22 protein-coding genes are annotated in these 26,028 nt (G+C 72.1%); 13 read left to right on the forward strand and 9 right to left on the reverse strand.

The window, feature by feature from the left end; all coding sequences use genetic code 11:
• Nucleotides 1–64 precede the first annotated feature (64 nt).
• Nucleotides 65–2,878 (reverse strand): BTAD domain-containing putative transcriptional regulator, encoded by a 2,814-nt coding sequence (locus tag ACFU97_RS35265; RefSeq protein WP_384264787.1) that lies wholly within the window; start codon nucleotides 2,876–2,878, stop codon nucleotides 65–67.
• 298 nt (nucleotides 2,879–3,176) lie between these two features.
• Here ACFU97_RS35265 and ACFU97_RS35270 point away from each other — a divergent pair, with 298 nt between their 5' ends.
• The 5 genes from ACFU97_RS35270 (at nucleotide 3,177) to pntB (ending at nucleotide 10,132) form a co-directional block, all read left to right on the forward strand.
• Entirely contained in the window at nucleotides 3,177–3,968 is a 792-nt protein-coding gene (locus ACFU97_RS35270) for an IclR family transcriptional regulator (protein WP_384264717.1), read from the forward strand.
• A 160-nt stretch (nucleotides 3,969–4,128) separates the two neighbouring features.
• Entirely contained in the window at nucleotides 4,129–5,289 is a 1,161-nt protein-coding gene (locus tag ACFU97_RS35275; RefSeq protein WP_384264719.1) for a cytochrome P450, read from the forward strand.
• Nucleotides 5,290–5,446: 157 nt separating this feature from the next.
• Nucleotides 5,447–6,670: a cytochrome P450 gene (locus ACFU97_RS35280; protein ID WP_384264720.1), complete on the forward strand. Its 1,224-nt coding sequence runs from the start codon at nucleotides 5,447–5,449 to the stop codon at nucleotides 6,668–6,670.
• Between the two features lie 426 nt (nucleotides 6,671–7,096).
• Nucleotides 7,097–8,659 (forward strand): Re/Si-specific NAD(P)(+) transhydrogenase subunit alpha, encoded by a 1,563-nt coding sequence (locus ACFU97_RS35285; protein WP_384264722.1) that lies wholly within the window; start codon nucleotides 7,097–7,099, stop codon nucleotides 8,657–8,659.
• 6 nt (nucleotides 8,660–8,665) lie between these two features.
• Nucleotides 8,666–10,132: a Re/Si-specific NAD(P)(+) transhydrogenase subunit beta gene (gene pntB / locus ACFU97_RS35290; protein WP_384264724.1), complete on the forward strand. Its 1,467-nt coding sequence runs from the start codon at nucleotides 8,666–8,668 to the stop codon at nucleotides 10,130–10,132.
• 33 nt (nucleotides 10,133–10,165) lie between these two features.
• On the opposite strand, the gene ACFU97_RS35295 is transcribed toward pntB, so the two are convergent.
• Nucleotides 10,166–10,588: a YjbQ family protein gene (locus ACFU97_RS35295; RefSeq protein ID WP_384264725.1), complete on the reverse strand. Its 423-nt coding sequence runs from the start codon at nucleotides 10,586–10,588 to the stop codon at nucleotides 10,166–10,168.
• A 101-nt stretch (nucleotides 10,589–10,689) separates the two neighbouring features.
• Between ACFU97_RS35295 and ACFU97_RS35300 the strand changes: the two genes are divergently transcribed.
• Entirely contained in the window at nucleotides 10,690–11,793 is a 1,104-nt protein-coding gene (locus ACFU97_RS35300) for an NAD(P)-binding domain-containing protein (RefSeq protein ID WP_384264727.1), read from the forward strand.
• 28 nt (nucleotides 11,794–11,821) lie between these two features.
• On the opposite strand, the gene mltG is transcribed toward ACFU97_RS35300, so the two are convergent.
• A complete protein-coding gene (gene mltG, locus ACFU97_RS35305) occupies nucleotides 11,822–12,661 on the reverse strand; it encodes an endolytic transglycosylase MltG (RefSeq protein WP_384264728.1) in 840 nt (279 codons plus the stop codon).
• Nucleotides 12,662–12,704: 43 nt separating this feature from the next.
• On the reverse strand, nucleotides 12,705–14,507 hold the full coding sequence (locus tag ACFU97_RS35310) for an ABC transporter ATP-binding protein (RefSeq protein ID WP_384264729.1): 1,803 nt from the start codon (nucleotides 14,505–14,507) through the stop codon (nucleotides 12,705–12,707).
• A 120-nt stretch (nucleotides 14,508–14,627) separates the two neighbouring features.
• Between ACFU97_RS35310 and ACFU97_RS35315 the strand changes: the two genes are divergently transcribed.
• Nucleotides 14,628–15,086: a MarR family winged helix-turn-helix transcriptional regulator gene (locus tag ACFU97_RS35315; RefSeq protein WP_384264731.1), complete on the forward strand. Its 459-nt coding sequence runs from the start codon at nucleotides 14,628–14,630 to the stop codon at nucleotides 15,084–15,086.
• Between the two features lie 46 nt (nucleotides 15,087–15,132).
• Here the strand turns inward: ACFU97_RS35315 and ACFU97_RS35320 are convergent, their stop codons facing one another.
• From ACFU97_RS35320 to ACFU97_RS35330, 3 genes are all read right to left on the reverse strand, one after another.
• Nucleotides 15,133–16,755, reverse strand: a complete 1,623-nt coding sequence (locus ACFU97_RS35320; protein ID WP_384264732.1) for a peptide-N4-asparagine amidase — start codon at nucleotides 16,753–16,755, stop codon at nucleotides 15,133–15,135.
• 87 nt (nucleotides 16,756–16,842) lie between these two features.
• Nucleotides 16,843–17,298: a DUF5707 domain-containing protein gene (locus ACFU97_RS35325; RefSeq protein WP_384264733.1), complete on the reverse strand. Its 456-nt coding sequence runs from the start codon at nucleotides 17,296–17,298 to the stop codon at nucleotides 16,843–16,845.
• Between the two features lie 244 nt (nucleotides 17,299–17,542).
• Nucleotides 17,543–18,307: a L,D-transpeptidase family protein gene (locus ACFU97_RS35330; RefSeq protein WP_384264735.1), complete on the reverse strand. Its 765-nt coding sequence runs from the start codon at nucleotides 18,305–18,307 to the stop codon at nucleotides 17,543–17,545.
• A 136-nt stretch (nucleotides 18,308–18,443) separates the two neighbouring features.
• Between ACFU97_RS35330 and ACFU97_RS35335 the strand changes: the two genes are divergently transcribed.
• Both ACFU97_RS35335 and ACFU97_RS35340 read left to right on the forward strand, forming a co-directional pair.
• Nucleotides 18,444–20,270, forward strand: a complete 1,827-nt coding sequence (locus ACFU97_RS35335; RefSeq protein ID WP_384264736.1) for an ABC transporter ATP-binding protein — start codon at nucleotides 18,444–18,446, stop codon at nucleotides 20,268–20,270.
• Nucleotides 20,267–22,048 carry an ABC transporter ATP-binding protein gene (locus tag ACFU97_RS35340; protein ID WP_384264738.1) on the forward strand — a complete coding sequence of 594 codons (1,782 nt, stop codon included), beginning with the start codon at nucleotides 20,267–20,269 and terminating at the stop codon, nucleotides 22,046–22,048. Before ACFU97_RS35335 ends, ACFU97_RS35340 begins: the two co-directional genes overlap by 4 nt.
• 52 nt (nucleotides 22,049–22,100) lie before the next feature.
• Here ACFU97_RS35340 and ACFU97_RS35345 read toward each other — a convergent pair whose 3' ends face one another.
• Nucleotides 22,101–22,643, reverse strand: a complete 543-nt coding sequence (locus tag ACFU97_RS35345) for a hypothetical protein (RefSeq protein WP_384264739.1) — start codon at nucleotides 22,641–22,643, stop codon at nucleotides 22,101–22,103.
• Nucleotides 22,644–22,796: 153 nt separating this feature from the next.
• Between ACFU97_RS35345 and ACFU97_RS35350 the strand changes: the two genes are divergently transcribed.
• From ACFU97_RS35350 to ACFU97_RS35365, 4 genes are all read left to right on the forward strand, one after another.
• Nucleotides 22,797–23,399, forward strand: a complete 603-nt coding sequence (locus ACFU97_RS35350) for an RNA polymerase sigma factor (protein WP_384264741.1) — start codon at nucleotides 22,797–22,799, stop codon at nucleotides 23,397–23,399.
• On the forward strand, nucleotides 23,383–24,048 hold the full coding sequence (locus ACFU97_RS35355) for a hypothetical protein (protein WP_384264742.1): 666 nt from the start codon (nucleotides 23,383–23,385) through the stop codon (nucleotides 24,046–24,048). Before ACFU97_RS35350 ends, ACFU97_RS35355 begins: the two co-directional genes overlap by 17 nt.
• A 243-nt stretch (nucleotides 24,049–24,291) precedes the next feature.
• Entirely contained in the window at nucleotides 24,292–24,762 is a 471-nt protein-coding gene (locus ACFU97_RS35360; RefSeq protein WP_384264744.1) for a DUF5709 domain-containing protein, read from the forward strand.
• Nucleotides 24,763–24,791: 29 nt separating this feature from the next.
• On the forward strand, nucleotides 24,792–25,064 hold the full coding sequence (locus tag ACFU97_RS35365; RefSeq protein ID WP_384264746.1) for a type B 50S ribosomal protein L31: 273 nt from the start codon (nucleotides 24,792–24,794) through the stop codon (nucleotides 25,062–25,064).
• A 40-nt stretch (nucleotides 25,065–25,104) separates the two neighbouring features.
• Here the strand turns inward: ACFU97_RS35365 and ACFU97_RS35370 are convergent, their stop codons facing one another.
• The gene (locus ACFU97_RS35370) at nucleotides 25,105–25,899 is read right to left on the reverse strand and encodes a metal-dependent hydrolase (RefSeq protein WP_384264747.1); all 795 of its coding nucleotides are present in this window, start codon (nucleotides 25,897–25,899) and stop codon (nucleotides 25,105–25,107) included.
• Nucleotides 25,900–26,028: the final 129 nt, after the last annotated feature.

Genomic DNA, 26,028 nt, shown 5'->3' on the forward strand with positions numbered 1-26,028 from the left:
GGGCGGGGCGGTCGACAATGCAAAGACCGGCAAAGTGCACACCACAATTATCTAAAAGCGGCACTCAGTTTGCGTGTGTTGTGAGCTTGTTTCGCAGCATGTCGGCCTCCGGGAGGCCGAGTTCGTCGAAGAGGTCCAGGGCCCGCTTCCAGGCGTCGAGCGCGGAACCCGGCTCGCCCGCCTCGGCGTAGGTGTCGCCGAGGTAACTCAGCCCGATGGCCTCGCTGCGGCGGTCGCCCGTCTTGCGGAACAGCGCCAGGGCCCGGTCGTAGCACTCCACGGCGGTGGCGTGGCGGCCCAGATGGCGGTGGATGTAGCCGAGGCTGTCCCAGGTGTGCGCCTGGCCGCTGAGGTCGCCGGTCGCCTGGACCAGCGGCAGGGCACGGCGGCAGTACGCCAACGCCTGGCGCAGTTCGCCGAGTTCGGCGAGGTACCAGCCTAGGTCGTTGAGGGCGACGGCCTGTCCGCCGCGGTCGTGGGCGAGCAGGAAGTGCTCCAGTGCGCGGCGCGAGTGGTGCAGCGCCTCGCGGGTCGCGCCGTGCGCCCAGGCCATCTTGGCCAGGTTCTGGCAGGTGCGGGCCTGGCCCGCGTGGTTGTCCAGCTGCCCGAACAGGTCGAGGGCGCGGGTGAAGTGATGGCGGGCGCCCTGCGGGTCGCGCAGCTGGAAGCGGGCCAGCCCCAGGCCGCGGTGGCCGGCCGCCTGCCCGGCCAGGTCCCCCTGGTGCGTGGCGGTGCGCAGGGCGGCGGTGTGCACGTCGGTGAGGGCCTGCCAGTTGCCCTGGCGTTCCAGGAACGTGGTCAGCAGCGCGGCGAACTGCCAGGTGTAGGTCTCGCATCCGGCCGGTGGGCGCTCCACGGCGGAGAGCAGAACGGGCTGTTCGGCGATCAGCCAGGCCAACGCCTCCTCGTAGTCGCCCAGTTGGCGGGGCAGCGCGCCGGGTTCGGCCGGGGTCAGCCGCATCGGGTGGCGGCGCCGGGTCAGCAGGGCGTCGGCCGCGTACGCGGTGTGCAGATAGTGGTCCAGGACGCGGCGGGTCGCGGCCCGCACGGCGGCCGTGGTGTCGTGCTCGGCGGCCAGTTCGACGGCGTGGGCGCGCAGCAGGTCGTGGCAGGTGTAGCGGCCGGGTACGTGCTCGATCAGCAGATGGGCGGCGGTCAGTTCCCGCACCGGTGCCTGCACCTGGCCCACGCACACGCCGGCGAGCGCGGCGAGCGAGGTCAGGTCGGCGTCCGGGCCGGGGTGCAGGCCCATGAACCGGAACAGCCGGGCCGCCTCGCGGCCGAGCGTGCGGTACGACCAGTGGAAGACCGTACGGACGGCCGTGGCCGGGTCGCCGGTGTCCAGCGGGTCCAGGATGCGTTCGGCGGTGCGCAGTTCGTCGGCGAAGACGGCCAGGGGCTCGGCGGGCCGGGCGGCCGCGCGGGCGGCGACCACCCCGAGGGCGAGCGGCAGCCCGGCGCAGCGCACCACGATCTCGTCGACCGCGGCGGCCTCGGCCGCCACCCGCGCGGCGCCCAGGCGGGCGGCGAGCATGTCGCGGCACTCCTCGGCGCTGAGCAGGTCGAGGGCGAGCAGCTGCGCGCCCTCCGCGACGGCGAGCCCGGTCAGCGGGCTGCGGCTGGTCACCAGGGCCAGGCAGCCCGGCGCCGCGGGCAGCAGCGGCCGTACCTGATCGGCGTCGCGGGCGTTGTCCAGCACCACGAGGACCCGGCTGCCGCACAACAGGCTGCGGTACAGGCCCACTTGGGCGTCGAGCGACTCCGGTACACGGCTGGCGGGCACCCCCAGCGCGTCGAGGAAGCCGCGTACGGCGCGGTCCGGCGGAAGGGGCGCGCCGCTCGGGTCGAAGCCGCGCAGGTTGACGTAGAGCTGCCCGTCGGGGAAGGCCGTGCGGGCCTGCCGCGCCCAGTGCACCGCGAGCGCGGTCTTGCCCACGCCGCCCATGCCCGACAGCGCCGAGACGACGACCGCGGCGGGGCGCTCCGCGACGTCCGCCAGCAGGGTGTCCAGACGGGCGAGTTCGTCTATCCGCCCGGTGAAGCCCGGCGTTCCCGCAGGGAGTTGGGCGGGTGTGGTGTGCGGGGTGGCGGCCGCGGTGCGGGACGGTGGTGGTGTCGCTGGGTCCGCAGGGGGAGCAGCGGGGGGAGCAGCGGACAGCGGTGGCGGAAGAGCCGTCGGGGTGGCGCGAGGTGCGGGGGCCGCCTCGTGTTCGGGTGCGTGGGTGTGTTCCGCGGGGCGTTCGCGCAGGATCTCCTGGTGCAGCTCCCACAGCCGGCGTCCGGGTTCCGTGCCGAGCTCCTCCACCAGACGGCGCCTGGTCTGGGCGTAGCAGCGCAGGGCCTCACCGCTGTCGCCGGTCGCGTGCAGGGCCCGCATGAGGGCTTCCGCCAGGGGTTCCGTCAGCGGGTACTCCCCCAGCAGGTCGGTCAACTCGCCGACCACGGCGGCCGGATCACCGCCCTGGATCTCCATGCCCGCCAGCCGCAGGACGGCGTCGACGCGCTGGCGGCGCCATGTCTCGCGCATCCGGGCGGGCCAGGTCCCGGTCAGGCCGGCGAAGGGCTCGCCGCGCCACAGGCCCAGCGCCTCGCGCAGCAGCGCGACGCGCGTGCGATCGGGCCGGGCGCTGTCGCGGGCCTGCGCGGCCAGCCGCTGGAAGCGGTGCAGGTCGACCCGGTCCGGGTCGAGGTCGAGCTGGTAGCCGCCGGAGCGGCGCAGCACCGGTAATCGCGCGTCACCACCGTCGTCCAGGGCTTCGGCGAGGCGCCGGATGCGCGCGATGTGCGCGTACAGGGCGCGGCGCGCGCCCTCCGGCGGAGCGGCGCCCCAGATCCGGTCGATGAGCACCTCGACCGGCACGGGCCGGCCGGTGTCCACGGCCAACGCGGCCAGTACGGCTCTGCGTTGGGGCGGACCCAGATCGATCGGTGCTTCCCGTACCAGGACTTCCACAGGTCCCGACAGACACAGCCGTAGCATCGCACCCATCCCCCGTTCACATCTCCTCCACAGTCGTCGCATATGCGCGAGCAGGGCGACAAGCTTTCGGCAAAATCTCGACCCACCCCCGGCCTCCACCCTGAGGCGAGCAGCGCTCGCGCCGTCGTACGGCGCCGCGCCCGCCATCCGCGCACCTGACCACACGCGGCTCACACGTGAACACGGGGGTAGACACGTGCATCGATCGAACACGGCGACTGCGACGGCCTCGGCGCCCCAGGAGAGGGGACCGCTGAGCACGTCACCGTCGACGGGACCGGACGCGGCGCTGTCCGCGACCGCCGGACGCAGCGTCCTGGAGGGCGCCTTCGCCCTGCTGAACGCCTTGCACCAGGAGGAACACGCGGGCGTGACCTCGCTGGCCTCGGCGTGCGGTCTGCCCAAGACGACCGCCTACCGCCTGCTCGACCAACTGGTGGATCTCGGAGCCGTCGAACGCAGTGCCGGCCACTACCGCATCGGGCCGGGCATGTTCCGCCTCGGCCACGGCTGGCAGCCGCACCCGGGCCTGCGCTCGGCCGTACAGCGGCCGCTGAGGCGGCTGGCGGCGGCCACCGGCGCGACGGTCGCGCTGTCCGTGCTGCACGAGGGACAGACGCTGATCATCGACTGGACGACGCCCGCGGACCAGCCGTTCCCGCTGCCCGACGGCCGGCAGATCTGGCCGTGGTACACGGCCTCCGGCAAGCTCCTGGCCGCCTGGGCCGACCCGCGTCTGCCGCTCGGCCCGCTGCCTCGGACCTGGCCGGCCGACGCCGTACGCATCCGGGAACAGGGAGCCGCCTACGACCGGGAGGAGGTGCTGGAGGGGGTGTGCTGCGCCGCCGTGCCCGTCCACGCGGCGGACGGCATCCCGGTCGCGGCCCTGAGCATCCTGACCGACCCGGACCACCACCTGGAACGCCTCGCCGACACGGCACGGCGCGCGGCGTCCGCCATCACGGCGGGGCTGGGGCGCCGGCGGTGACGTACCGGCACGTTCCGCTCAGCGGCACAGCGTGCGACAGACCGCGGCCGGCCGAGCAGGCTGTGTCCGTCGGCCCGGGCTCCGCGCGCACCGCACGGGACGCCGGCTCCCGGCGATCCGACCAGGACCGCGCTGTGCACGACCATCACCGGAGGGCCTCATGCAGTCGTCGCGGACACACCCTGGCAACGGCCCGCTGGCCCTGCTGCGCGCGGAGTTCGACGGCACGCACGACGTGTGGCGCTCGGCCCTGGGCGGGGTGTGCGTGGCCGGTCCCGAGGCGGCCCGGGCGGTGATGGGCAACCGGCACGAGGCGGTCGCGGACACGTCCGACTTCTACCAGAACCGGCACGGCGTCTTCGGTCCGCGTTCCGCGCAGATCGCCATCGGCCGTGCGGCCCGCGAGCTGATACGACGTCACCTCGATCAGCACCGGGGGGACTTGCCCCGGCTGATCGTCGAGCAGCTCACCCCGCACAGCCAGTGGCCGGACGCCGCGAACCTGCTCGTGCTGCGGCACCTGCGTGACGTGCTGCTGCACCCGGACGCGCCCGTCCCCCTGCACCGGACCGTGGAGGCGATCGTCGTCCGCGCGGTCCTTGCGGGTGCGCGGCGGCGCCACTCGCTTCCCTCCCGGCTGCTCTTCCGCCGTCGTGCGCTGCCGGCCCTGCGCACGGAGATGAGCGCCCGGCGGGAGCGTCGGAGGTCGCGCGGTGGCCCCTCCGAGCCGCGCGACCTCGTCGACGTCGTCGTGGGCGAGAGCGACCCGGCGGCGGACGTCGGGGATCTCGTCGAGGTCTACCTGTCCTTCCTGTTCGCCACGGTCGGCTCGATCGGCTTCGCCCTGGGCTGGTCGGTCTACCTGCTGGGCACGCACCCCAACTCCGGCGCTGTCGACCCGAGTTGGACAGTCCGTGAGGCGCTGCGGCTGTGGCCGGTGGCGTGGCTGTTCGCGCGCACGCCGAGCCGGGAGCAGGAGCTGGGCGGGACGCGGGTGACGCCGCACGACCGGCTCATGGTGTGCAGCTATCTGGTGCACCGGCACCCCGCCCACTGGGAGCGGCCGGACGAGTTCGTGCCGCAGCGCTGGGCGGAGGGCGTGCCCGACGGGGCCTACCTGCCGTTCGGGCTCGGTCCGCACACCTGCGCCGGCGCGACCGTCACCGTACGGCTGCTGGAGGACCTCGTAGGACTCCTGACCCGTGACTGGCGGGTGTCGGTCACCCAGGACGGCGGCGGGCCCCAGGTGGGTCCGGCGCTTGCTCCACCGCGGTTCACCGCGGTGCTGAGCCCGAACGACGGCTGCCCCGGAAGGAGGTGAACGAGCATGCGCGCCCTGTATCTCAAGGCGAAGTCGGTCCTCAACATCCGAGGCCAGTACGAGTACTTCTGGTACCTCTACCACCACATCTGACCGGCCCTGCGCGGGGAGGCGCCGCACGGTCGGCTCCCCGCGCCCCAGGAGGGGAACGCGAACGATGACCACCCCGCAACACCCCGAGGACTTCCTGCGGTTCATGCGGATGCGCAGCGCGCGGGAGGACGGGATCTTCTGGGTCGACGACCAGCGGCTCGGCGTGTTCGAGCCGGAGGCCGCGCGCCGGGTCAGCGCCACCAACTGGCAGCGGTTCGTCATGCACGACCGCCTCGTCGACATGATGCTCAGGCGGCACAGCCCGGAGATGCGGTGGAGCAGGATCCGGTCCGCCTGGATGACCCAGATGCACGCCCTCGCCACACCCGAGCACCACGGCGCGCTGGCCGACCGCATGGAGCGGATCATGGACGCGCGGGTCGGGGAGGACGTCGACCTGACGATGCTCATGCAGGACGTCACGCTACGGTCGCTGCTGCCCGTCGCGCTGACCGGCCTCACCTCCGCGGAGGCCGAACTGGTGCGCCGGGACCTGGAGATGAAGCTGCTGCGGCTGGTCTCGCCCGACCCCGGCAGCACCTGGCACCACCTGAAGTTCATCTCCGTACAGATGCGTTCGGGTCTCGTGGTGCGCCGGGTGCTGCGGCAGCGCGCCGACGGCCGCCGGCGGCGGGAGGCGGACCTGGCCGACCCCTTCGTGGACCTCCTGCCCGAACTCGGCATGGACCGCGCCCTCGACGTGGTCACCGCGGTCCTGACCGCCATCGGGGGCCCGCCAGGGACGGCCGCCGCGAGCCTGCTCTACGAGTTCGTCCGCAACCCCGACTGGCAGCGGCGCCTGACCGACGAACTACGCGAGGTGGACCCGGTCGCCTTCCGCACCTCCCCCACCACCGCGGCCCCCGCCACGCACCGCTTCGTCAAAGAGGTGCTGCGCATGTGGAGCCCGCCGCTGCTGCTGGTGCGGCGCTCGAAATTCGGCTTCGACCTGGGCTCGACCCGCCTGGACCCGGGCCAGTGGTACCTGCTCAGTCCCCACCTCATCCACCGCGACGAACGCGTCTGGAAGCAGCCCGACGTCTTCGATCCGGACCGCTTCCTGCCGGGCGCCCCGCACGGCCCGAAGGACCGCACCTGCTACGTGCCCTTCGGCTGGGCCCCGAAGAAGTGCATCGGCGCGAACCTCGGCACATTCCAACTCATGGCCCTGTGCCACCTGTTGTGCACCCGGTACCGGCTGAGCGTGGAGCACACGGACCGGATCACCATGGCCCTGCGGTTCGCACCGGTGCCGGAGAACTTCCGGGGGCGGCTGACGCTCCGCTGATCAGGTGAGCGGAAGAACGGTCAGGGAGGGGGACCGGACCGGCGCTCACCTCCGCCTCGTCCGGGTGATGTCGACGCGCCCCCGGACGCGGAACGGACTCATCACGATACGAGCCGACCAGCGCCGCCACGGCATCAGGCGGGGCGCTGCTGACACCGTGGCTGTAACACCGCACTCACCCGAGGCGGCCCATCGAGGCCGCCTTTTCCCTTCAGTCGATCGGCCCTCCAGGAGCGACGCCTCAGGCGTCACACGCGTCCCACCAGACCTTGGAGCGCTGTCGTCCGGTTGCGCAAGGTGAAGCACATCACGTTGGCCCGCACCCTCCTCGCGGGTAGGTTCCAGCGATCAAGGGAGAAGGACGTCGTATCACTTTCGCGAGCGCGAGTCCTCCCTAGGACCTTCCTCTGACGAGAGATACAGGACATGTCGGCTGAAGCACCCTCGCACCACCCTCCGCAGCTCATCGGCGTGGTCGCCGAGTCCGCCTCCGGGGAGACGCGCGTGGCGGCGACCCCCGCGACGGTGCGCCTGCTGCTGAAACTCGGCTACGAGATCGTCGTCGAGCCCGGCGCCGGCGAGGCCTCCGGCTTCGACGACCAGGCGTACGTCGAGGCCGGCGCGGAGATCGGCGAAGCCTGGAACGCGGACGTCGTTCTGAAGGTGAACGCCCCCTCGACCTCGGAGATCACCCGGCTGCGGGAGGGCGCGACCGTGGCGAGCCTCCTCGCGCCCGCGCAGAATCCCGAACTGCTCGAGGCGTTGTCCCGTGCCGGGGTGACCGCCCTGGCACTCGACGCGGTGCCGCGCATCTCGCGGGCCCAGTCGATGGACGTGCTGTCCTCGATGGCGAACATCGCCGGGTACCGCGCGGTCATCGAGGCCGCGCACGTCTTCGGCAGGTTCTTCACCGGCCAGGTCACCGCGGCGGGCAAGGTCCCGCCGGCGAAGGTGCTGGTGGCCGGCGCGGGCGTGGCCGGCTTGGCGGCGATCGGCGCCGCGTCCAGCCTCGGCGCGATCGTGCGGGCCACGGACCCGCGGCCCGAGGTCGCGGACCAGGTGAAGTCGCTGGGCGGCGAGTACCTGCCGGTGAGCGTGGTCCAGGAGGCCAGCACCGACGGCTACGCCAAGGCGACCTCCGCCGACTACGACCGCGCCGCCGCCGAGCTCTACCACGAGCAGGCCCAGGACGTGGACATCGTCATCACCACCGCGCTGATCCCGGGCCGGCCGGCGCCGCGCCTGCTGACGGCCGACGACGTGGCGGCGATGAAACCGGGCAGCGTCATCGTCGACATGGCAGCCGCGATGGGCGGCAATGTGGAAGGGACCGTCGCGGGCCGCACGGTCGTGACCGACAACGGCGTGACCATCATCGGTTACACCGACCTCGCCTCCCGGCTGCCCGCCCAGGCCTCGCAGCTGTTCGGCACCAACCTGGTGAACCTGATCAAGCTGCTCACGCCCGGCAAGGACGGCCGGCTGACGGTCGACTTCGACGACGTCGTGCAGCGGGCCGTGACCGTGGCACGAGCCGGCGAGGTCACCTGGCCGCCGCCGCCCGTCTCGGTCTCGGCCGCACCCGCCGCGCAGGCGGCCGCCGCACCCGACAAGGCCGAGCCCGAGCCCGCGCGGCCGAAGCTCACGCCCGCGCGCCGCTTCGGCCTGATCGGTCTCGGCATGCTCGCGATGTTCCTGCTGGTCGCCTTCGCCCCGGCCCAACTGGCCGAGAACTTCACGGTGTTCGCGCTCGCGGTGGTGATCGGCTACTACGTCATCGGCAAGGTGCACCACGCGCTGCACACGCCGCTGATGTCGGTGACCAACGCGATCTCCGGAATCGTCGTGATCGGTGCCCTGCTGCAGATCGGGCACGAGAACACCGTCGTCACCACACTGTCCTTCGTGGCGATCCTGCTGACGAGCGTCAACATCTTCGGAGGTTTCGCCGTCACCCGCCGCATGCTGTCCATGTTCTCGAAAGGCTGAGCCGAGATGACCTCCACGACGGCCTCCCACGCGGCCGACCTGGTCGCCGCCCTGCTGTTCATCCTCAGCCTGGCCGGCCTGTCCCAGCACCGCACCTCCCGCGCCGGCGTCGCCTACGGCATCGCCGGCATGGCCCTCGCCCTGGTCGCCACGATCGTGGTGGCGTCACAGAGCATCAGCGCCGGTGCGGTGGGGCTGATCCTGCTGGCCACCGCGCTCGGCGCGGCGATCGGCCTGCAGCGCGCCCGCAAGGTCGAGATGACGCAGATGCCCGAACTGATCGCGGTGCTGCACAGTTTCGTCGGCCTCGCCGCCGTGCTGGTGGGCTGGAACAGCTACCTCGAGGTGGAGTCGCACGGCGACGCGCAGACCCGGATCGGCGCCGACCTGCTGGGCATCCACCACGCCGAGGTGTTCATCGGCATCTTCATCGGCGCGGTCACCTTCACCGGCTCGATCGTCGCGTTCCTGAAGCTCTCGGCGCGGATCAAGTCCCGCCCGCTGATGCTGCCCGGCAAGAACGCGCTCAACGTCGGTGCGCTCGCCGCCTTCGTGGCGCTGACGGTCTGGTTCACCATCCGCCCCGGTCTCCCCCTGATGATCGCGGTGACGGCACTTGCACTGGCGCTGGGCTGGCACCTGGTCGCCTCCATCGGCGGCGGCGACATGCCCGTGGTCGTCTCCATGCTGAACAGCTACTCGGGCTGGGCGGCCGCCGCGGCCGGCTTCCTGCTCAACAACAACCTGCTCATCGTCACGGGCGCACTGGTCGGCTCCTCCGGCGCCTACCTGTCGTACATCATGTGCAAGGCGATGAACCGCTCCTTCCTCTCCGTCATCGCGGGCGGCTTCGGCATCGAGGCGCCGTCCGCCGGCCAGGAGGAGGAAGGCGAGCACCGCGAGGTGCGCGCCGCGGAGGCGGCCGAGATGCTCGCCCACGCCCGCTCGGTCGTCATCACGCCCGGCTACGGCATGGCCGTCGCCCAGGCCCAGCACCCGGTCGCGGAGCTCACGCGGCAACTGCGCGAGCGGGGCGTCGAGGTCCGCTTCGGCGTCCACCCCGTCGCCGGCCGCCTTCCCGGCCACATGAACGTGCTGCTGGCCGAGGCGAAGGTTCCGTACGACATCGTCCTGGAGATGGACGAGATCAACGACGACTTCGCCGACACCTCCGTCGTGCTGGTCATCGGCGCGAACGACACCGTCAACCCGGCCGCCGCGGAGGACCCGACCAGCCCGATCGCCGGGATGCCGGTGCTGCGCGTCTGGGAGTCGGAGCAGGTCATCGTCTTCAAGCGCTCGATGGCCTCCGGCTACGCGGGCGTGCAGAACCCGCTCTTCTTCCGCGAGAACAGCAGCATGCTCTTCGGCGACGCGAAGCAGAGCGTCGAGGCGATCCTGCAGGCACTCAGCACCGACGGCCGCCACGAGGCGACCTCGACGGCCCGCCAGACCACCCTGGCCGGCCGCTGAGACGCTCGCCTCACGGTCCCGGGACGACCCCGTTCACGCAAGGAACGACAGCCGCACCTTGCGGTCGGGGTTGTCCCTGTTCGTGTCCACCAGGCAGACCGACTGCCACGTGCCCAGTTCCAGGCGGCCGCCCACCACCGGCAGCGTCGCGTGGGGCGGGACGATGGCCGGGACGACGTGGTCGCGGCCGTGGCCGGGGCTGCCGTGGCGGTGCTGCCAGCGGTCGTCGGCGGGGAGCAGGGTGTGGAGGGTGGCGAGGAGGTCGTCGTCGCTGCCCGCGCCCGTCTCCAGGACGGCGATGCCCGCCGTGGCGTGCGGGACGAAGATGTTGAGCAGGCCGTCACGGCCGCCGGCCACCTCCCGCAGGAAGGACTCGCAGTCGCGGGTCAGGTCGAGGACCCTCTCCGTGGAGCCGGTGGAGACGTTCAGGACTCGGGTGGTGAAGGCGTCTGACATGCCTCCATCGTGACCCATGCGCGCCGGTTCACACCGCAGGGGAGGGCCGCAGGGGAAGGCCGTAGGGGAAGATCCATGGGCTCTTGCGAGTTGGTAGAAGCGTGAACGATACGCGCGAAGTCCGTGAGGTCGAGGTAGTCGTCATCGGCGCCGGTCAGGCGGGGCTGTCCAGCGCCTATCACCTGCGCCGCACCGGTTTCGAGCCGGAGCGCGACTTCGTGGTGCTGGACCACTCCCCCGGTCCGGGCGGCGCCTGGCAGTTCCGGTGGCCGTCGCTGACGTACGGCAAGGTGCACGGGATGCATTCGCTCCCCGGGATGGAGCTGACGGACGCCGATCCGGCGCGGTCGTCGTCGCAGGTCATCGCCGAGTACTTCGCGGCGTACGAGCGCACCTTCGATCTGCGGGTGCGGCGGCCCGTCGAGGTGCGGGCCGTGCGCGAGGGGTCCGGCGGGCGGCTGCTCGTCGAGACCTCGCACGGCGACTGGTCGACGCGGGCGCTGATCAATGCGACGGGCACCTGGGACCGGCCGTTCTGGCCGCGTTATCCCGGTCAAGAGACCTTCCGGGGGCGGCAGTTGCACACCGCACAGTACCCGGGGCCCGAGGCGTTCGCCGGGAAGCGGCTCGTGGTCGTGGGCGGGGGCGCCTCCGGCACGCAGCATCTGCTGGAGATCGCCGAGTACGCCGCGGCCACCACGTGGGTCACCCGCCGTCCGCCCGTCTACCGCGAGGGCCCCTTCACCGAGGAGTACGGCCGGGCCGCCGTCGCGCTGGTGGAAGAGCGGGTGCGGCAGGGCCTGCCGCCCAAGAGCGTCGTGTCGGTGACCGGGCTGCCGCTGAACGACGCCATCCGGCAGGGTCTCGCGGACGGCGTCCTCGAGCGCCGGCCCATGTTCGACCGGATCACCCCGGACGGCGTGGAGTGGGCGGACGGGCGGCGCGTCGACGCCGACGTCATCCTGTGGGCGACCGGCTTCCGCGCCGCGATCGACCACCTGGCGCCGCTACGGCTGCGTGAGCCGGGCGGCGGCATCCGCGTCGAGGGCACCCGGTCCGTGGCCGACCCGCGGATCCATCTGGTCGGCTACGGCCCGTCGGCCAGCACCATCGGCGCCAACCGGGCGGGCCGGGCGGCCGTACGGGACATCCGGAAACTGCTGGCCGAGACGTCCGAGCAGACCGAGGAGCCCGCCGTCGCGTGACGTCCCGCCGGACCGGCCCCGACCGGGCTCACTTCGACGGGGACGTCTTCTTCTGCGCGGCGTTGAATTCGGCCACGTTGCGCTGGTGTTCGGCGTAGTCGGCCGTGAAGCGGGTGTCGCCGGGCTTGACCGTGACGAAGTACAGCCAGTCGCCGGGGGTGGGGCTGATCGCGGCGCGCATCGCGTCCTCGCCCGGGTTGTCGATCGGCGTCGGCGGCAGGCCCATGCGCCGGTAGGAGTTGTAGGGGCTGTTCAGCTTCGTGTCGTCGGAGCTGGTCTTCAGGGTGGCGCGGTTCAGGGCGTAGTTGAGGGTGGAGTCCATCTGCAGCGGCATGCCGCGTTCGAGCCGGTTGAAGACGACGCGCGCCACCTTGCCCATGTCGTCCTTGGAGGCGGCCTCGGCCTGCACGATGCTCGCGACGGTGACCGCCTGGTAGACGTTCATGGCGTTGCGCTGGGCGCCGGCCGCCGTGGGGGCACCGTTGAACTTCTTGTCGGCGGTCTGGGCCATGGCCGTCAGCAGGGACTCGGGGGTCGCCTTCACGGGGACGGGATACGTCGCCGGGAAGAGGTAGCCCTCGGGGTTGCCCTCCGCGTCCTTCGGCAGCTTCAGGTGGGCCTTGGCCAGTGACTTCTTGGCGCTGCCGGCGGGCAGGTCCAGGGTCTTGTCGACGGCCGCGTAGATCTGGCTCGCGCGCCAGCCCTCCGGGATCACCAGGGACGCGGGCCGGGCGATCTCGGCGCTCCGGATCATCCACAGCGGCACCGCCACGGCGGTGCCGGCCACGACGGCCCCGGTCACGACGAGGACGAGCTTGCCCCGCCGGGTCAGTCGAATCGTGCTCCGTGGCGGAGTGTTCTTCTGCATGCGGGCACGGTAACCCGCATAACGTCACAATCCCGGCATATGTTCAGCTCGTCGGTTCCAGTTGGGCATCCCGGCGTACGAGGGCCGCGTAGCGCCCGTCCTGCTCCAGCAGTTCCTCGTGCGTGCCCCGTTCGGCGACGCTGCCGGAGTCGAGGACCACGATCTGGTCGGCGCCACGGATGGTGGACAGCCGGTGGGCGATGGTGAGCGTGGTGCGGTCGGCCGACAGGGTGTCGATCGCGGCCTGCACGGCGGCCTCGGTGCGGTTGTCCAGGGCGCTGGTCGCCTCGTCCAGGATCAGCACCGGCGGATCGCGCAGGATGGTGCGGGCGATGGCCAGGCGCTGCTTCTCACCGCCGGAGAAGCGGTGGCCGCGCTCGCCGACGACCGTGTCGTAGCCGTCCGGCAGGGAGGCGATGTGGTCGTGGATCTGAGCCGCCTTCGCGGCGGTGCGCAGCTCCTCGTCGGTGGCGTCCGGCTTGGCGAAGCGCAGGTTCTCGGCGACCGAGGCGTGGAAGAGGTACGTCTCCTGCGAGACGACGCCGACCGCGCGGGCCAGGGTGTCGAAGTCCAGGTCGCGCACGTCGACTCCGTCGAGGGTGACGCGCCCGCCGCTGACGTCGTAGAGCCGGGGTACGAGATAGCCGAGCGTCGACTTTCCGGCGCCGGTCGGGCCGACGACCGCCAGGCTGCTGCCCGCGGGGACGGTGACGTCGATGCCGTCGAGGATCGGCCCGCCCTTGTCGTCGTACCGGAACTCGACGTCCTCGAAGCGGACCTCGCCCTTGATCTGGTCGAGGTGGACGGGGTTGTCCCGCTCGGTGATGTCGATCGGCAGGTCGAGGTACTCGAAGATGCGCTGGAAGAGGGCGAGCGAGGTCTGGATCTGCACGCCGGTCGACAGCAGGCTGACGGCCGGGCGGAACAGGCCCTGCTGGAGCGAGACGAAGGCGACGATCGTTCCGATCGAGACCTGCGGACCACCCAGCTGGAGGGCGATGCCCGCGGTCCAGTAGATGACGGCCGGCATGGCGGCCATGACGATCGTGATGACGGCCATGCGCCAGCGCCCGGCCATGTTCGAACGCACCTCGAGGTCGACCAGGCCCTCGGACTCCTCGGCGAAGGACTGCGTGAGGGAGTCGGAGCGGCCCATGGTGCGGCCGAGCAGGATGCCGCTGACGGAGAGCGACTCGGTGACGGTCGCGGCCATCGCGGCCATCTGCTTCTGCCGCTGCGTGGTGATCTTCTTGCGTTCGTTGCCGACGCGGCGGCTGACCCACACGAAGACCGGCAGCAGCAGCAGGGAGACGACGGTCAGGCGCCAGTCGAGCGCGATCATCGCGACGATGGTGGCGACCACGCTGGTCACGTTGGAGACCAGGGAGGTGGCGGTGGAGGTGACGGTGGCCTGCATGCCGCCGATGTCGTTGGCGATGCGGGACTGGACCTCGCCGGTGCGCGTGCGTGTGAAGAACGCGAGGGACATGCGCTGCAGCAGGCCGTAGACGGCGGTGCGCAGGTCGTGCATGACGCGCTGTCCGACGGTGGTCGAGATCAGGGTCTGCAGGACGCCGAAGACACTGGTGAGGACGGCGCTGAGGATCATGCCCAGCGCGAGCAGGCTGAGCAGGCCGGTGCGGCCCTGGGGTATCGCGACGTCGAGGATCGCCCGCAGCAGGAAGGGCGTGGCCACGGACACCAGGGACGAGGCGCCGACCAGCAGGCCGACGACGGCGAGGCGCCCGCGGTAGGGGCGGAACAGTCGCAGAATGCGGCGCACCTGCCGGGGCTGCTCCTTGGCATCGGCCGGCGGTGTCCAGCGGGGTTCACGATCGGGGTGCATGGGCTCCTACGGGTTCGGGATCGAAGAACGGAGTGCCGGCGCAGGTCTGGCGCCGCCTGACGGACCTTAGCTCATTGTTACCTATGCTCACAATGCAGTAGGTCCTGATATTGTTCCCGCATGACCACCCCGGACACCGACAGCCTGCTCGCCGAGCAACTGCTGCGGTTCACCCGTCGCATGCACCGCATCCAGAAGCGCCACATCGAACTGGCGGGTCTGGGTGTGACCCCGGCGCAGTCCCGGCTGCTGCGCACGCTGGCGCACTACGACGAGCCGCCGCGCATGGCGGACCTCGCCGAGCGCCTGGAGGTGGTCCCCCGCGCCGTGACCACGCTCGTGGACGGGCTGGAGGCGAGCGGCAAGGTGCGCCGCGCGCCCGATCCCACCAACCGCCGGGTGATCCGCATCGAGCTCACCGAGGACGGCCGCACCGCGCTGCGCGCGCTGCGCGAGGCGCGCCGCACGGCCGCCGCGGAGGTCCTCGCGCCGCTCACGGACGAGCAGCGCGAGGTCCTCGGCGGACTGCTGGACACGCTGGTGGAGCAGGGAATGCCGGTAACCGGTCACCGCTGCTGACCGGCCGGACACCCCCCTCTGCCCCTCTGCCCCTCTGCCCCTCTGCTCAGCAGCGGTCGCGGTCCTGCGTGAGCACGCCCTGCACGGCGATGAGGGTGCGGTCGTAGCAGCCCGCCGGGCCGTACAGCCGGTAGCGCTCACTCGTCGTGCCGACCGCGTGCCGCTGCTCGCGCGGCACGCCCGTGGTGTACGTGGCGTCGCCGCTGACGGTGTCGTCCAGCCGCGACCAGCCGGTCCGCCGGCCGCCGCGCGTCTCGGCGACCGTGGCACGGTCGCCCAGGGTCAGCACGGTCCGCAGCCGGGCGTCGTCGCCGATCGTGGTGGAGCCGTTCATCGTGTACGTGCGGTGGGTGCGCGTCGTCCGGGCGGGCCCGCCGCGCCCCTCGACGGTGACGGCCTCGTCGTCGCTCCAGGTGGCGTCGAGCCCGTCGACGTTTTCACCGTCGGTCCAGCGGTGCACGGAGGAGTTGGTGAGCGAGCGGCTCACGGTGGTCGTCACGCGGCCGTGCGAGGTGTCGACGTAGCCGGCGACGGTCAGCCGGTGCGTGGCATCGGTGTCCACCCGCTCGGGCGAACCGGCCGTGTACGTCGAGGAGTTGACGAGGTCGCCCGCCCTGTGCACGGTGAGCTTGCCGGTCAGCTGCGCGCGCCCGGCGTCCTGCCACACGAGGACGTTGACCGGCGCGCTCCAGCCGCTCTGCCCCTCGGGCACGCCGACGACGGAGACCTCGACGCGGTGCGGGCGGCCGTCGTCGAGCAGGCCGGCGAAGGAGGTGAGGTCGTACTCGATGGGCCTGACGTCGAAGGCGCGCGGGCCCGGAATCACGTACCAGAGGAAGGGGTTGGACCATCCGCCGGTCCACACGTGCGGGAACGGTGCGGCGATTCCGGCGAGTTGGCCGTCGACCTTGATCCGCACCTCGCGGTAGGGGCCGTCGTCGGTCCGGCAGGAGTACGGGGCCTTGCCGGGCACCGCCAGATACCAGAACTCCTCGCAGCCGCCACCGGATCCGGTGGCGTACACCTCGGCGAGGATGCGTTCGCTGTTGCGCGGGGTGGTGAGGGTGTTGCCGTCGCCGAGGGTCAGGACCTTGTCGGGAGTCGCCTTCGCGGCGGGCCTGCCGGCGTAGAAGGTGAGTGTGGCCTTGACGTCGATGACGCCGGTGTAGGTGTCGTCGACGACGTTGCCGATGAGCATCTCGACGTCCTGGCCGCGGCGGAAGGTGTCGCTGTAGCGCGTGACGTCCTTCTCGACGGACCAGCCGATGCCCTCGGGCGAGGGCTCGGGGGTCGACGTGCGCAGAACCTCGACCCCGCCGACATGCAGGTAGCCCAGCCGGTCGAACTGCCGCCCCTTGACCGCGCCTTCGAGCCGCAGCACCACCTTGCTCCACCGGTCGCCGCAGCCGCGCGGCGGGGTGTACGTGCCCTTGTACGGCGTGAAGTCGCGGAACTGGGCCTCGGCGAGGGTGACTTGGCAGGCCTTGCCGCTGGGTTTCCGGATCGGCGGGGCGGCGGTCAGCGGGTCGTGCCAGTCGGTGCCGAACTCGGCTGGGACGTCGGCCGGTCGGGCGGGCCGCTCGGCGGACTGGGCCGGGACCACCCCCACGAGGGTGCTCGCCAGGAGGGTGACTCCGGCGAGCATGGACATGACTATCCGTCTCTTCATGGCCGATGTTCTACGGCCGGTCGACGGTGCGCGCAATGAGGCGTCCACCGGCGCGACGCGCGGCCGGCTTCCGGCGACCGAACCGCTTTAACCGACCTTGAAGTCCGTCACCTTGGCGTCGAAGGTCGTCGTCCCGTTCTTCGCGCTGGCGAGGACCGCGATGTGCCAGGTGCCGTGCGGGGACATGGCCACGTCGGCGCGGTCGACCGGGGTGGTGTAGGTGCAGCGCGCGGTGTCGTCGGGGGCGGGCCTGCAGGTGGCGGAGTCCACCTGGGTCATCTCCCTGGCGGTCGGGCCCTTCTTGCCGAGCGTGGAGTCGGCCGGCCACGCCAGCACCTTCAGGCTCTTCAGGCCCGAGGAGGCCGTGACGCCGGTGGTGAAGGTGAACGAGCCGCCGCGGTCGCCGGTGGGCGCGGTGTAGTGGGCGGCGCTGTGCACCAGGGCCGGGGGCTGCTCGCCGGCCTGGGCCATGGCGAAGGCTCCCGCACCGCCGAGGACGACGACACCGGTGGCGACGGACAGGACGACACGACGACGGGACATGGTGAGCTCTCCGTGACTGGGTGGGGCCGCCTCGGCGGCGACGGGCCGGCCGGCCCGGGCCGGGCTCGGCGGTCGGCCCCGGCTGGGGTGTCGGCCCCGGCCGGCTGGTCGGGTGGAGCCGGCGCACTCGTCCGCGCCGGCAGCACCGATCCTCGCCGTCCCGACATTCACTCGACCTGAGTACCGGTACTCAACTCGCCCTGGGTGATGGGAGCTTGAGTTACACGGTCGCCTGCCGACCGGCCTACGCCTTCAGACCCGCCCTGTCCCCCATCACCATCACCGGATGCAGGTCCGGGTCGAGCGTGCGCAGCAGGTACCGCATCGCCGACTTCGAGACGCTGATGCACGCCGACGTACCGCTGCCGTGGTCCAGGTGCAGCCAGATGCCGCCGCCCTTCTCGTCGCCCTGCGGGCGCTCCGGGTCGTCGGGTGCGGTGCCCGTGACGCGGTTGTAGTCGATGGCGATGACGTAGTCGAAGTCGTGCCAGTGGGACCTCTCCCATTCGCGCGGGGCCTCGAAGGACGCGTCCTGCGTGTACGGAAGGCGGGCGCCGGGGTCGTCGAGGACACCGCCGGCGTCCGACAGGGTGAACACGCCGATGGGGCTGCGCAGGTCGCCCTCGTGATGGTCGGCGGTCCAGCCCTTCTTGCCGTTGTGCGCGGGCCAGCTGCGGGTCCGCTCCCAATTCGAGCCGCTCTTCGTATAGAGCACGGCCGTGGCGGTCGCGGAGTTCCTGCCCGCGCCGTAGACCGCCACGACCTGGCGGGAGTCGGCGGGGATGCGCCGGTGCAGGCGCTCGCCGATGCCGGGGATGGTGCGGGCGCTGGTGGCGTCGGCGATGGGTGGGCGGGTGAGGGCGACGCTGCCCGCCGCGCCCTTCGCGCCCCTGCCTTCCTTGTCCCCCACGTCTCCCTGATGTCCGCCGCCGCAGCCGGATGTGAGGGCCAGGAGGGCTCCGAGGGCCGCCGCCGCGACCGCCGTACGAGATGCACCGTTCATTCGCATCGCCCCATTCTGTACGGCCCAGGAGCAGAAAACCTGTTGCCTCCGACCACGCCGCGAGGCGAACCTTTCACGGTTTGCTACCGCCGTTCGCGGCCCCCTCAACCAACTGACACGAGCCACTGGGACGTCAGCCGTCATGCAGATTCAAGACCTTCCGTATCCCGACCCGGGCGTGCCGGACGCGCGTTCGGGTCCCCGGTTCCTGTGGTGGCTGGGCCGGAATCAACTGGGCGGCCAGTTCAAGGCGATGGCCTGGGGCCTGCTGCACTTCACGTCGGTCTCCGCGCTGCCGTTCTGCGTGGGCATGGCCATCCAGGCAGCGGTCGACCGCTCGGGGCGCCACCTTGCCCTCGCGGGCGGTCTGTTGGCGCTCGCCGCGTTCGGCATCGCGCTCGGCGACACCCTCCTGCACCGCACCGCGGTCACCAACTGGATCACGGCCGCGGCCCGCGTGCAGCAGCTGCTCGCCCGCAAGGCCGCCCGGCTGGGCTCCGCCCTGACGCGGCGTGTCGCGGCCGGTGAGGTCGTCGCCGTCTCCACCGGTGACGTCGAGAAGATCGGCTGGTTCGTCGAGGCGGTCTCCCGGTTCACCGCGGCGGCGCTGACCGTCGTGATCGTGTGCGTGTCCCTGCTGGTGTACCAGCCGGCACTCGGCCTGGTCGTCGCCGTGGGCCTGCCCGTGGTGGCACTGGCCGCGCTGCCGCTGCTGCCGCGGGCGACCCGGCGCGCCGACTTCCAGCGCGAGAAGGCGGGACGGGCCACCGAACTGGCCTCGGACACCGTGGCCGGCCTGCGCGTGCTGCGCGGCATCGGCGGCGAGGAGCTGTTCCTCGACCGCTACCGCAGCGCCTCCCAGGAGGTCCGTCACGCCGCCGTGCGCAGCGCCCGTATGTGGTCCCTGATCTCCGCGATCCAGGTGCTGCTGCCGGGACTGCTGATGGTCGCGGTGGTCTGGTACGGCATCCATCTGGCCCGCCAGGGCCGGATCACGGTCGGCGAGCTGGTCACCGTCTACAGCTCGGTGATGATCCTCGGCTATCCCCTGCGCCATTTCGAGGAGATCGCGATGGCCTACTCGTTCTCTCGGCCCTCCGCGAGGCGGGCGGCGCGCGTGCTGTCGCTGGAGCGGGCCACGGACACCAAGGGCTCGCGCCCGGACGGCGGTGTACCGAAGGGTGTGCAGTCGGACGGCGTACCGACCGGTGATCTGTACGATCCCGCCACCGGGCTGCTCGCTCCCGCGGGCCGGCTGACCGCCGTCGTGTGCGGTGACCCGGACGCGGCGGGGCGGCTGGCCGAGCGGCTGGGCGGACACCCGGCCGAGCAGGGCACCTCCGTGCTGCTGGGCGGTGTGGCGCTGGACGAGCTGCCGCTGGACACGGCCCGTCAGGCCGTGCTGGTGCAGGACAAGGACCCGGTGCTGCTGTCCGGTTCGCTGCACGAACTGCTCGACGTACCCGCTTCGGGCGACGTCAGCGCGCGCGACGCGCTGGCGGCCGCGCAGTGCGAGGACGTCCTGGAGGCGCTCGCGCAGGGCACGTTGGAGGCCGCGGACGCGATGGACACCCGGATCACCGAGCGCGGGCGGTCGTTGTCCGGCGGTCAGCGGCAGCGGCTCGCGCTGGCCCGGTCGCTGATCACCGACCCGGAGGTGCTCGTCCTGGACGAGCCGACCTCGGCCGTGGACTCCCACACCGAGGCGCGCATCGCGCGCGGCGTGCGCGGCCTGCGGGAGGGGCGCACGACGGTGGTGTTCACCTCCTCGCCGCTGCTCCTGGACCACGCGGACCGGGTCGTGCTGGTGCACGAGGGCGAGGTCGCGGCGGCCGGAGTGCACCGCGAACTGGTGCGCTCCGAGCCCCGCTACCGGGCCGTGGTGACCCGGGAGACGGACGAGGAGGCCGCCCTGAGCGGCGTACCGGCCATGAACGAACTCAAAGAAGAAATCGAGGAGACGGCATGATCGGCGTGGCGCCACCGGCCTACGACCCGGCGGCCCCGACGACGGCGAACACCCTGCCCGTCGGCGCCCCGGCGACCGTACGCGCGTACGTGGCCGAACTGTTCCGGCGCCACCGCCGCGCCTTCCTGATCCTTATGGCCGTCAACACGGTGTCCGTGGTCGCCTCGATGGCGGGCCCGTGGCTGCTGGGCGATCTCGTCGAGCGGGTGTCGGACGGCGCGAAGGAGCTCCATCTGCCGCTCGTCCTCTCGCTGTTCGTGTTCGCGCTGGTCGTCCAGGCCGTCTTCGTACGGCAGGTGCGGCTGCGCGGCGCGATGCTGGGCGAGCGGATGCTGGCCGACCTGCGCGAGGACTTCCTCGTCCGGTCGGTCGGGCTGCCTCCGGGCGTGCTGGAACGGGCCGGCACCGGCGACCTGCTCTCCCGCATCACGACGGACATCGACCGGCTCGCCAACGCGATGCGCGAGGCGGTGCCGCAGCTGTCGATCGGCGTGGTGTGGGCGCTGCTGCTGCTCGGCGGCCTCGTCGTGACGGTGCCGCCGCTGGCGCCCGCCGTGCTGATCGCGGTGCCGCTGCTGGTGATCGGCTGCCGCTGGTACTTCAAGCGGGCGCCGTCCGGGTACCGTTCGGAGGCCGCGGGGTACGCCGCCGTGGCCGCCGCGCTCGCCGAGACCGTCGACGCCGGGCGCACCGTCGAGGCCCACCGCCTCGGCGACCGCCGCATCGAGCTGTCCGACCGCCGGGTGAAGGAGTGGACGGCCTGGGAGCGCTACACGCTGTGGCTGCGGTCCGTGCTCTTCCCGGTCCTCAACCTCACCCACGCGACCGTGCTCGGCTCGGTGCTGATCATCGGCGGCGTGTTCGTGCTGCAGGGCTGGATCGGAGTGGGTCAGCTGACCACGGGTGCGCTCATCGCGCAGATGCTCGTGGACCCGGTCAACCTGATCCTGCGCTGGTACGACGAACTCCAGGTGGCGCAGGTGTCCCTGGCCCGGCTGGTCGGCGTGCGCGACATCGAGCCGCACGCCGGAGAGGCGGCGCTGGCCCCCGACGGCCGTGACGTGCACGCGGACCGGGTGCACTTCGGCTACCGCGAGGGCGTGGACGTGCTGCGCAAGGTGTCGCTGCAGGTCGCCCCCGGCACCCGGCTGGCGCTGGTCGGCCCGTCCGGCGCGGGCAAGTCCACGCTGGGCAGGCTGCTCGCCGGCATCTACGCGCCGAGGGACGGCCGCGTCACGCTGGGCGGCGCCGAGCTGTCGCAGATGCCCGCCGAACGCGTCCGCTCGCACGTGGCCCTGGTCAACCAGGAGCACCACGTCTTCGTGGGCTCCCTGCGCGACAACCTGCTGCTGGCCAGGACCTCCGCCGTCGACGCCGAACTGTGGGCGGCGCTCGGCGCGGTCGACGCGGACGGCTGGGCGCGGGCGCTGGACGACGGCCTGGACACCGAGGTCGGCTCGGGCGGACACGCGCTGACTCCGGCGCAGGCCCAGCAGATCGCGCTGGCCCGCCTGGTGCTGGCCGACCCGCACACGCTGGTCCTGGACGAGGCGACCTCGCTGCTCGATCCGCGGGCGGCGCGGCACCTCGAACGCTCCCTCGCCCGCGTCCTGGACGGCCGCACGGTGGTCGCGATCGCCCACCGTCTGCACACCGCCCACGACGCGGACGTGATCGCCGTCGTCGAGAACGGCCGCATCGCCGAACTCGGCAGCCACGAGGAACTGGTGGCGGCGGACGGCGCGTATGCGGCGCTGTGGCGGTCGTGGCACGGGTGAGCCGGGTCCTGTTCACCGGTCGGGGGCTGCCGTGCGGCGGCTCCCGGCCGGGTCAGTAGCCGTATCCGCCACTGCCCTTGCTGCTGTTGCCGCCGCCCGTGCTGCTCGACGCCGGGGCGGCCTTCTTGAGCGGCGCGCCCTTGCCGTTCATGACGTACCAGATCTTGTCGATGCCCTGGCCCTTCACGTCTCCGGCCGCGTGGTCGTTGGCGTAGTAGTAGAGCGGGTGCCCGGCGTACGTCACCTGCGCCTTGCTGCCACCGCCCGTGGCGCTGATGAGGTTCGACTGCACGCCCTTGCCGGCGTGCGGCTTGCCCTCCATATGCGGCCAGAGCCTGACGCACGCCGCGTCGCAGTTCATCGAGTTGGTGTTCTTGCCGTCCTCGGTGAACAGGTACAGCGTGCGTCCGCTGCCGTCGGTGAGGATGTTGCCGAGCGGCGAGCTGCTGACCTTGATCGTGGAGGTGTCCATGGCGGCGGGCGCCTGACTGCCGGCACTGCTTCCGCCGCCTCCTCCGCCACTGCTGCCGCAACCGGCCAGCGCCAGCGCCGACGCGAGTGCGAACCCGGCCACGGTGATCCTGCTGATACTCATGATCTCTCCGTCCGTTTCGACGGAGGTTGTACGGGCGGGGGACCTCGGCGGATTGCGCGGCAACAGGATCGACCGGACGGCGCCGTGATCGGTTCGATCGGATTGCCTCTCGTCGGGTCAATCCCTTCGACCGTTTCGTACGTACCGTTAGACATGGAGCTGTTCCCGCGTGCGAACCGGGTCGACGACGCCTCGCTCGTCGCCGGTCTCGCGCTGGGCGACGAGCAGGCGGCGCTCGCCTTCGTGCGCCGCTTCCAGGACGCCGTGTACGGCATGGCCGTCTCCGTGACCCGCGACCCGGCCCTCGCCGAGGACGTCAGCCAGGAGGTGTTCGTACGGGCCTGGCGGGCCGCGGGCAACTACGACCCCCGGCGGGCCTCCGCCCTCACCTGGCTGCTCACCATCACCCGCAACGCCGCCATCGACGCCGTCCGGGCCCGCCGCCCGACCCCGGTGCTGTCCGAGACCCTGGAACGGCTGCTGGACGCGACCCTGAGCTCCGGTGCCGACGCGGACGACACCGAACGCCAGGCCCTGCTCGCCCTGGAGAGCGAACGCGCCGTCGCCCGCCTGCGCGCCCTGCCGCCCGAGCAGGCCCGCGCGGTCGCCCTGGCCGTGCTCGGCGGCTGCACCGCCGCCGAGGTGGGCCGGCACGAGAACATTCCCCTGGGCACCGCCAAGACCCGCATCCGCACCGGCCTGCGCAGGCTGCGCGACACGCTGAAGGAGGGGAGCCGCGATGGAACGCCACCCTGACCAGGAACGCCATCCTGACGAGGACGAACTGACCGCCCTGGCCCTCGGCACCCTCCCTGGCGAACCGGCGGAGCTCCTGCGCCACCTCACCACCTGCGACACCTGCCGCACGGCCTACGACGACCTCTCCGCGGCCGTCGACGCCGTCCTGCCGGCGGCTCCCGCGGTGGCGGCCCCACCGGGCTTCGACTCCCGCGTCCTGGACCGCCTGGAACTGCGCCGCCCCTCCCTCAGCCGGTGGCGCCGCCGTACCCCGCTGCTGGTCGCCGCGGCCGCCGCGGCCGGTCTCTGCCTGGGCACCGTCGGCACGACCCTGCTGCACCACGACTCGGCCCCGGTCCAGGTCGCCCCGAGCGAGCACGGCGCCGCGCTGGTCACCGGCTCGGGCGCCCATGTCGGCACGGTGGAGCCGAGCAGCGCGGGCAGTGAACGCGTCGTCGTCATGCAGATCACCTCCGGCGGCCCCGGCACCCACTACACCTGCCGGCTTCTGCTCAAGGACGGCTCCACCCGCGACGCCGGCCAGTGGTGGATGCCGTCGTCCGGCCGGGCCACCTGGATCGCCTACGGGTCGGCGGCCTCCATCCACCGCGTCGACCTGGTGACGGACGACGGCCACGTGTGGTCCTCGGCCGTACTGTCCGACTGAATCCTGCCGGGACCACCCGGTCCGCAACCGAATGGTCCCGGCCGAGACCGGCTGCGACCTGCCCTCGGGTGGCTCCTGCCGCCGTGCCGTTGCGCAGTCCCGAAAAGGGGTGGAAGGCTGGATATCGGCACCGGCTCGGGGAGCGTCCTGGGACCGTCGGTTCCTCCCGGGCGCAGCGGGTGCTCCGCGCGGCGGGCCGGCGTCCGGCGCGGTTCGGGCCCTTCCCCACCACTGGAGGTATCCGTGAACAGCGCCGACGGATGGGGAGACGACGTCTACCAGCCCGACGGATCCGAGATCCAGGACGACTCGGGCATTCTCGACGCCGAGGACACGCTGGTCGACGACGGTGTCGACGACCCCCTCGATCGCGGCTGGTCCCCTCCGGATCGGCCGTGGGCGGTGGAGCACGACGGCGTGACCGCAGCGGAGGCCAGACGCGGGGAGACGCTGGAGCAGCGGCTCTCCGAGGAGATGCCCGAGCTCGTCATGTCCGACGGTGACGGCCTCGGCGACTGCGACGGCTCGGACGGAGAACTGCTGGACAACGAGGTCGGCGCCCGCCGCTCCGGCCGTCTCGTCGCCCCGGACGAGGGCGCGCACGAGGACGACGAGAGCGCGCTGATCGCCACCGACGTGGGCATCGACGGCGCCGCGGCGTCCGCCGAGGAGGCGGCGATGCACGTCGTCGACGAGGACTCCCTGTCCGGCTGACCCCGGCGCCCACGACTCAAGGAGCACGTATGCAGCAGGACAAGCAACCCGACTACCACCCTGTCGTCTTCCGCGACCGCGCCGCCGGCTACGCCTTCCTGACCCGGTCCACCGCCTCCAGCGACCAGACCATCGACTGGGACGACGGCGAGACCTACCCGGTGGTGGACGTGGAGATCTCCTCCGAGAGCCACCCCTTCTACACCGGCAAGGCGCGCACGGTGGACACCGAGGGCCGCATCGCCCAGTTCGAGCGGCGCTACGGAGGCGCCGCGGGCCAGGGCACGGGCAGCGGGAGCTGAAGCAGCCCCCCGCTTCTCAGACGAAGCCCGGCGCCGCTGCTCAGATGAAGTTCAGCGCCGCCGCGCAGCCCACCCCGCCGAGCAGCATGAACACCGGCATCAGCACCTTCAGCTCGACCCAGCTGCCCGCACGGAACCGCATGACCTTCGGCGGGCCGATGGGGTACCAGCGCTTGCGGCCGACCGGGATCGGCCACAGGACGGGGCAGCCGGAGACCGTCAGCGCGTCCCCGATGTCGTGCACGATCGCGCCGAGCACGATCGGCAGCCCCAGCCACAGGTACTGCTGGCCGGGCTCGGTGAACAGCCAGTCCGAGCCGTTGCCCGGCTTGTCCAGCACACCGGCGAGGATCCACGCGCTGGTCGCGGCCAGCAGGTGGACCAGGACGTCGCTGCTGGAGCCGCGGGCCGCCCGCCACAGCAGGCCCTCGATGGCCAGCACCATGTGGACGTAGAGGATGGCGAGGACCGCCCAGCGGCCACCGGTGATGGCGACGACCGACGTACCCGCACCGATCAGGACCGCCCACAGCCAGGTGTGGGTGAGGGTGCGGTGGCCGCCGGAGCGGCGCGGGTCGCCCTGCTTCTTCGTCGCCTTGTAGACGGCGTACGAGAGCTTGTCGACGACCCCGCACACCCCGCGCGAGAGGGGGCCGAAGGCCCGGGAGATGGTGGCCGCCTTGTGGTCCAGGTCCGGGGCGAGAGCGGCACCGGCGCAGATCAGCGCGCCGACGAGGAGGACCGGCCAGGGCATCGGGTGCCCCGTCGCGGCGGCCGCCGCACCGACCCCGAGCCAGGCCGCGGCGCCCGACAGTGAGTGTGCTGGTCCCATCATCCCCGTTGCCCGTCCCATTCCTCTTGTGCCGCTGTCCAGTTGACCGGGTGCGCTGACGCTCCGTCGGCCTCACAGCGTACTGGTCATGATCTTCGTACCGGCAACCGATTCCCCTATGCGGGAGGAGGC

Source organism: Streptomyces sp. NPDC057616, assembly GCF_042800575.1.
Lineage (GTDB): Bacteria > Actinomycetota > Actinomycetes > Streptomycetales > Streptomycetaceae > Streptomyces.

Excerpts from the sequence above, each read along its gene's own strand:
- ACFU97_RS35275 (WP_384264719.1), top strand. The coding sequence starts at position 4,129 with ATGCAGTCGTCGCGGACACACCCTGGCAACGGCCCGCTGGCCCTGCTG.
- ACFU97_RS35280 (WP_384264720.1), top strand. The coding sequence starts at position 5,447 with ATGACCACCCCGCAACACCCCGAGGACTTCCTGCGGTTCATGCGGATG.
- ACFU97_RS35285 (WP_384264722.1), top strand. The coding sequence starts at position 7,097 with ATGTCGGCTGAAGCACCCTCGCACCACCCTCCGCAGCTCATCGGCGTG.
- pntB (WP_384264724.1), top strand. The coding sequence starts at position 8,666 with ATGACCTCCACGACGGCCTCCCACGCGGCCGACCTGGTCGCCGCCCTG.
- ACFU97_RS35295 (WP_384264725.1), bottom strand. The coding sequence starts at position 10,588 with ATGTCAGACGCCTTCACCACCCGAGTCCTGAACGTCTCCACCGGCTCC.
- mltG (WP_384264728.1), bottom strand. The coding sequence starts at position 12,661 with ATGCAGAAGAACACTCCGCCACGGAGCACGATTCGACTGACCCGGCGG.
- ACFU97_RS35310 (WP_384264729.1), bottom strand. The coding sequence starts at position 14,507 with ATGCACCCCGATCGTGAACCCCGCTGGACACCGCCGGCCGATGCCAAG.
- ACFU97_RS35315 (WP_384264731.1), top strand. The coding sequence starts at position 14,628 with ATGACCACCCCGGACACCGACAGCCTGCTCGCCGAGCAACTGCTGCGG.
- ACFU97_RS35320 (WP_384264732.1), bottom strand. The coding sequence starts at position 16,755 with ATGAAGAGACGGATAGTCATGTCCATGCTCGCCGGAGTCACCCTCCTG.
- ACFU97_RS35325 (WP_384264733.1), bottom strand. The coding sequence starts at position 17,298 with ATGTCCCGTCGTCGTGTCGTCCTGTCCGTCGCCACCGGTGTCGTCGTC.
- ACFU97_RS35330 (WP_384264735.1), bottom strand. The coding sequence starts at position 18,307 with ATGCGAATGAACGGTGCATCTCGTACGGCGGTCGCGGCGGCGGCCCTC.
- ACFU97_RS35335 (WP_384264736.1), top strand. The coding sequence starts at position 18,444 with ATGCAGATTCAAGACCTTCCGTATCCCGACCCGGGCGTGCCGGACGCG.
- ACFU97_RS35340 (WP_384264738.1), top strand. The coding sequence starts at position 20,267 with ATGATCGGCGTGGCGCCACCGGCCTACGACCCGGCGGCCCCGACGACG.
- ACFU97_RS35345 (WP_384264739.1), bottom strand. The coding sequence starts at position 22,643 with ATGAGTATCAGCAGGATCACCGTGGCCGGGTTCGCACTCGCGTCGGCG.
- ACFU97_RS35350 (WP_384264741.1), top strand. The coding sequence starts at position 22,797 with ATGGAGCTGTTCCCGCGTGCGAACCGGGTCGACGACGCCTCGCTCGTC.
- ACFU97_RS35355 (WP_384264742.1), top strand. The coding sequence starts at position 23,383 with ATGGAACGCCACCCTGACCAGGAACGCCATCCTGACGAGGACGAACTG.
- ACFU97_RS35365 (WP_384264746.1), top strand. The coding sequence starts at position 24,792 with ATGCAGCAGGACAAGCAACCCGACTACCACCCTGTCGTCTTCCGCGAC.
- ACFU97_RS35370 (WP_384264747.1), bottom strand. The coding sequence starts at position 25,899 with ATGATGGGACCAGCACACTCACTGTCGGGCGCCGCGGCCTGGCTCGGG.